Consider the following 8,616-nt stretch of genomic DNA (forward strand, 5'->3'; position numbering starts at 1 on the left):
GCCATGAGAACAGGGAGTTCACAGGGGTGGCGAGAATGATGAAAAAATGGATCGCTGTAACAGCGGCTTTGATGATCCTTCTAGCCGGGTGCAGCAGTAAAGAGACAAAGACAGATAAAGATGCAGCGAAACAACATAAAGAAAAAGAAGTTGAAGACGTTGTCAAAGAAGCAGAAAAGCTGCCATATCAGTTCCCGCTGACGGGAATTGGCACAAAAGAAGAGCCAGCTGGCAGAGCCATTGCGGTTGTGGTGAATAACCACCCGAAAGCAAGGCCGCAGTCGGGTCTCAATGAAGCGGATCTCATCTATGAGGTTTTAGCTGAAGGGGAAGTAACAAGGCTGGTTGCAATATACCAAAGTGAACACCCTGAGAAGGTGGGACCCATCCGAAGTGCGAGGGAGTATTTTATCGACCTGGCTTTAGGATATGACAGCTTTTTTGTGGCCCATGGCTACAGTCCTGAAGCGAAGGAAATGCTCGATCGCGGGGATATCGACAACATCAACGGCATTCAGTATGACGGTACTCTTTTTAAGAGGGCAAGTTTCCGCAAGGCCCCGCACAATTCATATATCACTTATGAGAATATGATAAAAGGTGCAGAAAAAAGAAACTACGATATGAATGCGGCACCGGATTCTGCAGTTTTTTTAAGCAAGGAAGAATTCGACGAGCTTGAAGGTGCAGAGGCTAAGGATATCATGGTATCTTACGGGACGCCAGCTTTCGATTTGATTTATGAATACGATGCTGAGATCGGGAAGTATCACCGTTTTTCAGGGAATGAAGAAAGTGCTGATCTCGATTCGAAGGAACCAGTGCTGATTGATAATCTTCTGGTCGTGCAGATGGATCACAAAATTGTAGATTCAGCTGGACGCAGGGATGTTGATTTGGAATCAGGCGGTACGGGTTATCTGTTCCAAAAAGGCAAAGTCAATGAGATACAATGGAAAAATGAAGCTGGCAGGATTATCCCTTATAAGGATGGGGAAAAAGCTGGTTTCGTTCCCGGGAAAACATGGATTAACATCGTCCCATCAATCAGCGATGTCTCATTCGACTCTGAACAATAAGGCGATGTTCGCGGAGTAAAAACTAAGCGGAAACAGTCATAATAAAAATTAGAGTATATAAGGGGTATGACTATATGCAAATTGATAAATTAAGAGGTAAAGAATTAGATCAACTTTTCAAAGCGATTTTATCGCTAAAAGATCTGGACGAAGCGTATCGTTTCTTCGATGACTTGGCGACTGTGAACGAAATCCAGTCACTGGCACAGCGACTTGAAGTTGCCCGCATGCTCCGTGAGGGCAAGACCTACCATAAAATCGAGACAGATACAGGTGCAAGCACAGCAACAATCTCAAGGGTCAAGCGCTGCTTGAACTATGGCAACGATGCATATGAAATGGCATTGGATCGTTTGAAGGAAGAAGAGAATGCTGCCAAGGAACAGGCTTAGTATCTGGGGTTTGAAAAACTAAACGATTACAGGAACCGGAGTCCAGTGTGGCTTCGGTTTTTTTGTTTGTGTTAGAGGCTGCTAGTTAGGAATATATCAGAACAGAAAGTGAAAAACGATTTGGAGTTAAGGACAATGAAAAAGTTGGGAACAAAGGACTTCAAGTAAGGAGTAGAACACGAAAGGAAGGTCGAAAAGTTCTCATCCTAGATAATCTGTTAAATTCCCCTTTAACCTGATGTTTCCTTTTTGTCTGGAGGGAACAAATGCTATAATGGTGGAATGGAAATATAGAATGGGGGCAATTCAAGGATGTACGATGTTCGCGAGTGGCGACATGTGTTTAAACTCGATCCAAATAAAGAAATAACTGATGAAGAACTTGATAGAATTTGCGAGTCTGGAACCGACGCGATCATGGTAGGAGGGACCGATGGTGTCACTCTTGAAGGCGTCCTTGATTTAATGTCCCGAGTCCGCCGTTACACGGTTCCATGCATTCTAGAAGTTTCTACTATAGATTCGATCACACCGGGATTCGATTTTTACTTTATCCCGACAGTACTCAATAGCGGCAATCCGCAGTGGATTACCGGGATGCATCACGAAGCAGTGAAGGAATACGGCGACTTGATGGATTGGGACGAGGTTATGATGGAAGGCTATTGCATCCTGAATCCAGAATGCAAGGCTGCTAAACTAACCGAGGCCAAGACAGAAATGGACGTTGAAGATGTCAGAGCCTATGCGATGATGGCAGAAAAAATGTTCAGCCTGCCAATCTTCTATTTAGAATACAGCGGGACCTATGGCGATCCCGAAATCGTCAAAGCAGCAAAAGGAGCACTCGAAAAGACCGTTCTCTTTTACGGAGGCGGAATCGAAACAGTACAGCAGGCAGCCGAAATGGCCGCTTACTCAGACGTAATCGTCGTAGGAAATGTAGTCTACAGCAACCTCGAAGAAGCACTAAAAACCGTTTCCGCCGCTTCAGTGCGTTAAAGCGATGGGGGTCAGACCCCCGGTGCGGTGATGCGGTGAAGTGGTGGGGGTCAGACCCCCAGTGAGGCAGTGCGTTAATGTGTGTGTTTGTCTGGAAATAGATTTTGATATAAAATAAGAACAAATGTTTGTATGGTGGTGAGGAATGTGCAATTTTTGACGGATAAATTATTGAATGGTTTGAACCCGGAGCAGCAGAAGGCTGTCAAGACATTGGACGGGCCGTTATTGTTGATGGCTGGTGCGGGCAGTGGCAAGACGAGGGTTTTGACGCACAGGATTGCGTATTTAATGGTGGAAAAAGGAGTAAACCCTTATAACATCCTAGCGATTACGTTCACGAATAAAGCAGCGCGTGAAATGCGCGAGAGGATTCATAAGATGATGGGCGGCGCTGCAGATGATATCTGGATTTCAACGTTCCACTCCATGTGCGTGCGTATTTTGCGCCGGGACATCGATCGTCTTGGCTTCAACCGCAACTTCACGATCCTCGATTCGACGGACCAGCAGTCAGTTATTAAATCGATTCTGAAAGACAAGAACATGGACCCGAAGAAATTCGATCCGCGTGCGATTCTTGGAACAATCAGCTCGGCGAAAAACGAACTGATTACACCGGAGGAATACGCGAAAACGGCTGGTGATTACTTCTCGCAAAAGGTCAGCGATGTGTATGAAGAATACCAGCGCAGGCTCCGTAAAAACAATGCGCTCGATTTTGATGACTTGATCATGTCGACGATTACGCTGTTCATCCGTGTGCCGGAAGTGCTTGAATACTATCAGCGCAAGTTCCAGTATATTCACGTCGATGAGTACCAGGATACGAACAGGGCGCAATATATGCTTGTAAAATTACTTGCGCAACGCTTCCAGAATCTATGTGTAGTTGGTGACTCGGACCAGTCGATCTATCGCTGGCGAGGAGCTGACATCGCAAACATCCTATCATTCGAAAAGGATTACCCGAATGCGTCTGTCATCTTACTTGAGCAAAACTACCGCTCTACAAAAAAGATTCTTTTAGCAGCTAATATGGTCATCCAGAACAATATGAACCGTAAGCCGAAGAACCTCTGGACGGAAAACGCAGAAGGCAACAAAATCATGTATTATCGTGCAGACAGCGAGCAGGGTGAAGCCCAGTTTGTCATCGGTAAAATTCAGGAGCTCCTGAGGAACGGACGCAAGCTTTCTGATATTGCGATTTTATACAGAACGAATGCCCAGTCCCGTGTAATCGAGGAATCATTCCTGAAGTCAAACATCGATTACAACATTGTCGGCGGCATCAAGTTCTATGACAGAAAAGAAATCAAGGATGTCCTTGCGTACCTTCGTTTGATTTCAAATCCTGATGATGATATCAGTTTGCAGAGGGTCATCAATGTGCCGAAGCGCGCAATCGGCTCAACTTCAATCGATAAAATCGCCAACTTCGCAACGATGCATGACCTATCGATGTACCAGGCGCTTGATACCATTGAGATGATCGGCCTCAGCCCGAAAGCGGAAAAGGCGGCCATCGAATTCCGTAATCTGATCCGTAACTACACACAGCAGCAGGAATATCTTTCTGTAACGGAGCTAGTAGAGGAAGTTCTTGATAAGACCGGATACCGAGACATGCTGAAGGCGGAAAAATCGATTGAGTCTCAAAGTCGTCTTGAGAACCTGGATGAATTTTTAACCGTAACAAACAGCTTTGAAGAAAGCAGTGAAGATAAATCTCTTGTCGCATTCCTGACTGATTTGGCGCTAGTCGCTGACATTGACCGTCTCGATGATGACGGCCAGAAGAAGACGGATGTTGTCACACTGATGACGCTCCACTCCGCGAAGGGTCTTGAGTTTCCAGTCGTCTTCTTGATTGGCTTGGAAGAGGGTGTATTCCCGCACAGCCGTTCTTTGATGGAAGAGATGGAGATGGAGGAAGAGCGCCGTCTGGCATATGTCGGAATTACACGTGCAGAAGAAGAACTGTTCATCACGAATGCCCAGATGCGTACCTTGTTTGGCCGTACAAATATGAACCCGGAATCAAGGTTCATTAAGGAAATCCCGGCTGAATTGGTCGAAGATGCTGCCCCGAAACCGAAGAGATCTACACCAGTAAGCGGCGGCAGACCAGCAGCAAGACCGGCAATCCCACAGCGTGGTGCAGTTGCCCGTCCAGTTGCAGCCTCAAGCGGCGGCGGGGAAATCGGATGGAAGGTTGGAGACAAAGCGCAGCACGGCAAGTGGGGAACAGGCACAGTTGTCAGCGTAAAAGGATCCGGCGAAGGAATGGAGCTAGATATCGCGTTCCCAAGCCCAACAGGAATCAAACGACTGCTGGCAAAATTCGCGCCGATTCAAAAGGCGTAAACGACTGCTTGTAAAATTTGCTCCAATCCAAAAAGCGTAATCATCATTAAATTTAACGCTATTTATGAAAGGGCTGGATTTATGGATTTTCAGAGCGCTGAAAACAAAGCTAAGGATTTGCAGAACCTGCTTAATCAATATAGTTATGAATATCATGTCCTCGACCAGCCGTCGGTTCCTGATGCTGAATACGACCGCTTGTTACGAGAGTTGATCGAAATTGAAGAGCAATTCCCCGAATTGCAGACCCCTGATTCACCAACACTGCGTGTCGGCGGCGAGGTTTTAACGATGTTCAATAAAGTGCAGCATGCCACGCCAATGTTAAGCCTGGGCAACGCGTTTGATGAACAGGATCTACGTGATTTCGATCGCCGAGTCCGCCAGGGTGTTGGCGAAAATGTTGCCTATGTTTGCGAGCTGAAAATCGATGGGCTTGCTGTTTCGCTCATTTATGAAGACGGTATGTTTATCCGTGGGGCGACACGGGGGGATGGAACGACGGGTGAGGATATTACGTCTAATCTTAGGACAATCCGCTCCTTGCCGATCCGCCTGAAGGATCCTGTTTCGCTGGAGGTTCGTGGTGAAGCATTCATGCCAAAGAAGTCCTTTGAAAAATTGAACAAGGCGAGACTTGAGAGGGAAGAGGAACCATTCGCGAATCCTCGCAATGCGGCTGCAGGCTCACTGCGCCAGCTTGATCCTAAAATTGCTGCTTCACGGAGCCTTGATGTATTTCTTTATGGTATTGCTGATCTCGGCAATACAGGAATCGAGTCTCACAGCGAAGGTCTGGATTACCTTGAAAAGCTGGGCTTCAAGACAAATAAAGAACGACGCAAGGTTGCTGACATTGAAGGTGTCATTGAATATGTAAACGGATGGGTCGAAAAGCGACCGAATCTTCCGTATGATATTGATGGCATCGTCATTAAAGTCGATTCGTTTGATCAGCAGGCAGAGCTTGGTACCACCGCGAAAAGCCCTCGCTGGGCCATCGCTTTCAAGTTCCCGGCTGAAGAAGTCGTCACAACTTTGAAGGATATTGAATTGAGTGTTGGACGCACAGGGGTTGTTACTCCTACTGCCATTTTAGAGCCTGTTCAGGTTGCGGGTACGACGGTTGGACGAGCATCGTTGCACAATGAAGATCTGATCCGTGAAAAGGATATTAAAATCGGCGATAAAGTGGTCGTGAAAAAAGCCGGGGACATCATTCCGGAGGTTGTGAACGTTCTTGCAGAGCAACGGACTGGCGATGAAATTGAATTCCATATGCCGACCCATTGCCCTGAATGCGAAAGCGAGCTTGTCAGGATTGAAGGGGAAGTCGCACTTCGCTGCATCAATCCTAAGTGCCCGGCGCAAATCAGGGAAGGCTTGATCCATTTTGTTTCCCGCGATGCGATGAACATCGACGGACTGGGCGAAAGAGTGGTCAGCCAGCTGTTTGCTGAACAGCTGATCAAGGACGTTGCCGATATTTACAAACTGACTCGCGAGCAGCTGCTTGCACTCGAGCGGATGGGCGAAAAGTCCGTCAACAACCTGCTGTCAGCGATCGATGCTTCAAAAGCAAATTCGCTGGAAAAGCTATTGTTCGGCCTTGGCATCCGCCTTGTCGGAGCGAAAGCAGCCAAAACGCTTGCTCAGGAATTTGGCACGATGGACCAGCTGATGGAAGCTACACGTGACCAATTGACAGCGATCAACGAAATCGGCGACAAAATGGCCGATTCAGTTGTCATGTATTTTGACAATGATGAGGTAAAAGAATTAGTTTCTGAGCTGAAGGCTGTCGGCGTTAACATGGAATACAATGGTCCACGTAAGGTGTCCGCTCTGGATTCAGATTCATTCTTTGCGGGTAAAACGGTCGTGCTGACAGGAAAGCTTGAGCAAATGGGACGAAACGAAGCGAAGGAAAAAATCGAAGCGCTTGGCGGCAACGTAGCCGGAAGCGTGAGCAAGAAGACAGATTTGGTCATCGCAGGTGAAGATGCCGGATCGAAACTGACAAAAGCAGAAAGCCTGGGGATTGAAGTGTGGAACGAGGAGAGAATGCTTGAAGAATTAAATAAATAAGAGGTGTAAACACCATGAGGAAGCTCTCAATGGTCGCTTTATCTCTTGTCCTTTTGCTGACAGCCTGTGCCCCTAATTTTCAAAAGCAGGAAGAGGTCGTCCAGAAGAAGGATGATGATACGAAAGAAAAAGCGATTATCCCGAAATACAAGATTTCGGACGAATATTACCGGACCATCATGCCGTTTGAGCCTGGGGAAGCCCGCGGCATGGTCGTAAATAATTTAAATACGCGCTATGACATCACCGAGTTCGAAACCGGCTTGATGCGCATTGCGCAAAACTCATTTTCTACAGATCAATACGTTTTCAAGGAAGGGCAGTACCTTGATGGTGACACTGTGACATCCTGGCTTAACCGAAAAATGACCGATGCTCAGGTTAAGGCCAAGGAAGATGAATTGAAAAAGAAATCGAAAAAGACAAAGGTCACGGTGGACAATCCAGGATTAAATCCTGCCGATCCTGGGACAGGTGATGTGCATGAACGAAATAAGAAGAACCCGATTTACCTCGCCCACATCCTTGAACACGACTACTTAGTGAAAGTAGGCGGAGAAAAAGGAACGTACCAGTTAGGCGGCGTGGCAATCGGGCTGGCGATGAATTCCGTCCACTACTACACGAAAGAAAAGTATGGCGCTGTTTATGAAAAAAATATTTCCCGTGCTGTCCTTGAAAAAGAAGGCAAGCAAATGGCCCAGGAAGTCGTCAACAGGCTAAGGGGAATCAAGGAATTAAGCGATGTGCCGATTACAGTCGGCCTGTTCGAACAGCAAAGCAGATCGTCTGTCGTTCCAGGAAACTTCTTTGCATATGCCGAGGTATCCCAGGGAAGCAACAATATCGGCAGCTGGAAGGATGTAAAGGAAGAGTATATCCTGTTCCCATCAGACCAAGCACAGAAGGACCACAGGGATGACTTAACCTTTTTCCAGAACTTCAAGCAAGACGTGGAAACCTATTTTCCTAACTTCAATGGAGTCATTGGAAAGGGATTTTATCTAGATGGCCAGCTTCAAGAGCTGAATATCAATATTCCAATCCAGTTCTACGGAAAAGCCGAAGCCATTGGTTTCACCCAGTACGTAACGGGGCTTGTCATGGAGCATTTCCCGAGCTATGTATCTGTGCAGGTCAATATTTCCTCAGTAATGGGACCGGAAGCATTGATTGTAAAGAAACCGGACCAGGATGAACCGTTTGTCCATATTTATCAATAAGGGAATTTAGTAAAAGAAGCAAAGAGCTGCGGCACTTTGTTTCTTTTTATGGGGAAAAACTTTCATCGCTACAGTACTGTACATAGTTAAAGGATTCCCGAAAAAGGAAGTTTTTATTTTTCATAATCGCACCACCATCGAGGGAGACTACGATGGTGTCGAATCCGGGAAGTGGACCCAATATAAACATTCAATGGAGGGCAAGGGCTAATGTCTGAAAAGAAAGAAGAACTTAAGGAACAGCTAAGTGTACTCACCGCTCGCAGGGACCGGATGCAGAAAAATCTTTACGAGGTCGAGAAGGAAATAGCAGAGGTCAATAAGAAGCTGGCCAAGATGAAATAAGTTTCAGGAGCTAGTAACGGTTATATCAAGACCATAGGTTATGAGGTTTTTTCAACTGAAAGGTCATAAGAATCTATATAACGACCATTCGAGGTGAAATTTTACAACGGAAAGGTC

Annotated in this window: 7 protein-coding genes; all 7 read left to right on the forward strand. The window is 46.4% G+C overall.

From position 1 onward, the window contains the following. Positions 1–35: 35 nt before the first annotated feature. Complete coding sequence (locus tag V7201_RS18375; RefSeq protein WP_335378211.1) at positions 36–1,079, forward strand: DUF3048 domain-containing protein; 1,044 nt, start codon at positions 36–38, stop codon at positions 1,077–1,079. Between the two features lie 74 nt (positions 1,080–1,153). After that, on the forward strand, positions 1,154–1,471 hold the full coding sequence (locus V7201_RS18380; protein WP_335378212.1) for a YerC/YecD family TrpR-related protein: 318 nt from the start codon (positions 1,154–1,156) through the stop codon (positions 1,469–1,471). A 312-nt stretch (positions 1,472–1,783) separates the two neighbouring features. Then, the gene (locus tag V7201_RS18385) at positions 1,784–2,473 is read left to right on the forward strand and encodes a heptaprenylglyceryl phosphate synthase (RefSeq protein WP_335378213.1); all 690 of its coding nucleotides are present in this window, start codon (positions 1,784–1,786) and stop codon (positions 2,471–2,473) included. Between the two features lie 147 nt (positions 2,474–2,620). Next, complete coding sequence (gene pcrA / locus V7201_RS18390; RefSeq protein ID WP_335378214.1) at positions 2,621–4,843, forward strand: DNA helicase PcrA; 2,223 nt, start codon at positions 2,621–2,623, stop codon at positions 4,841–4,843. A gap of 81 nt (positions 4,844–4,924) precedes the next feature. Further along, the gene (gene ligA, locus V7201_RS18395) at positions 4,925–6,931 is read left to right on the forward strand and encodes an NAD-dependent DNA ligase LigA (RefSeq protein WP_335378215.1); all 2,007 of its coding nucleotides are present in this window, start codon (positions 4,925–4,927) and stop codon (positions 6,929–6,931) included. Between the two features lie 14 nt (positions 6,932–6,945). Further along, positions 6,946–8,154: a CamS family sex pheromone protein gene (locus tag V7201_RS18400; RefSeq protein ID WP_335378216.1), complete on the forward strand. Its 1,209-nt coding sequence runs from the start codon at positions 6,946–6,948 to the stop codon at positions 8,152–8,154. Between the two features lie 210 nt (positions 8,155–8,364). Then, positions 8,365–8,499 carry a hypothetical protein gene (locus tag V7201_RS18405; RefSeq protein WP_335378217.1) on the forward strand — a complete coding sequence of 45 codons (135 nt, stop codon included), beginning with the start codon at positions 8,365–8,367 and terminating at the stop codon, positions 8,497–8,499. The last annotated feature ends 117 nt before the right edge of the window (positions 8,500–8,616 follow it).

The sequence above is a fragment of the Bacillus sp. JJ1122 genome, from assembly GCF_036964885.1.
Classification (GTDB): Bacteria; Bacillota; Bacilli; order Bacillales; family Cytobacillaceae; genus Mesobacillus.

Coding starts and splice junctions, on each gene's coding strand:
- V7201_RS18375 (WP_335378211.1), top strand. CDS start 36: ATGATGAAAAAATGGATCGCTGTAACAGCGGCTTTGATGATCCTTCTA.
- V7201_RS18380 (WP_335378212.1), top strand. CDS start 1,154: ATGCAAATTGATAAATTAAGAGGTAAAGAATTAGATCAACTTTTCAAA.
- V7201_RS18385 (WP_335378213.1), top strand. CDS start 1,784: ATGTACGATGTTCGCGAGTGGCGACATGTGTTTAAACTCGATCCAAAT.
- ligA (WP_335378215.1), top strand. CDS start 4,925: ATGGATTTTCAGAGCGCTGAAAACAAAGCTAAGGATTTGCAGAACCTG.
- V7201_RS18400 (WP_335378216.1), top strand. CDS start 6,946: ATGAGGAAGCTCTCAATGGTCGCTTTATCTCTTGTCCTTTTGCTGACA.
- V7201_RS18405 (WP_335378217.1), top strand. CDS start 8,365: ATGTCTGAAAAGAAAGAAGAACTTAAGGAACAGCTAAGTGTACTCACC.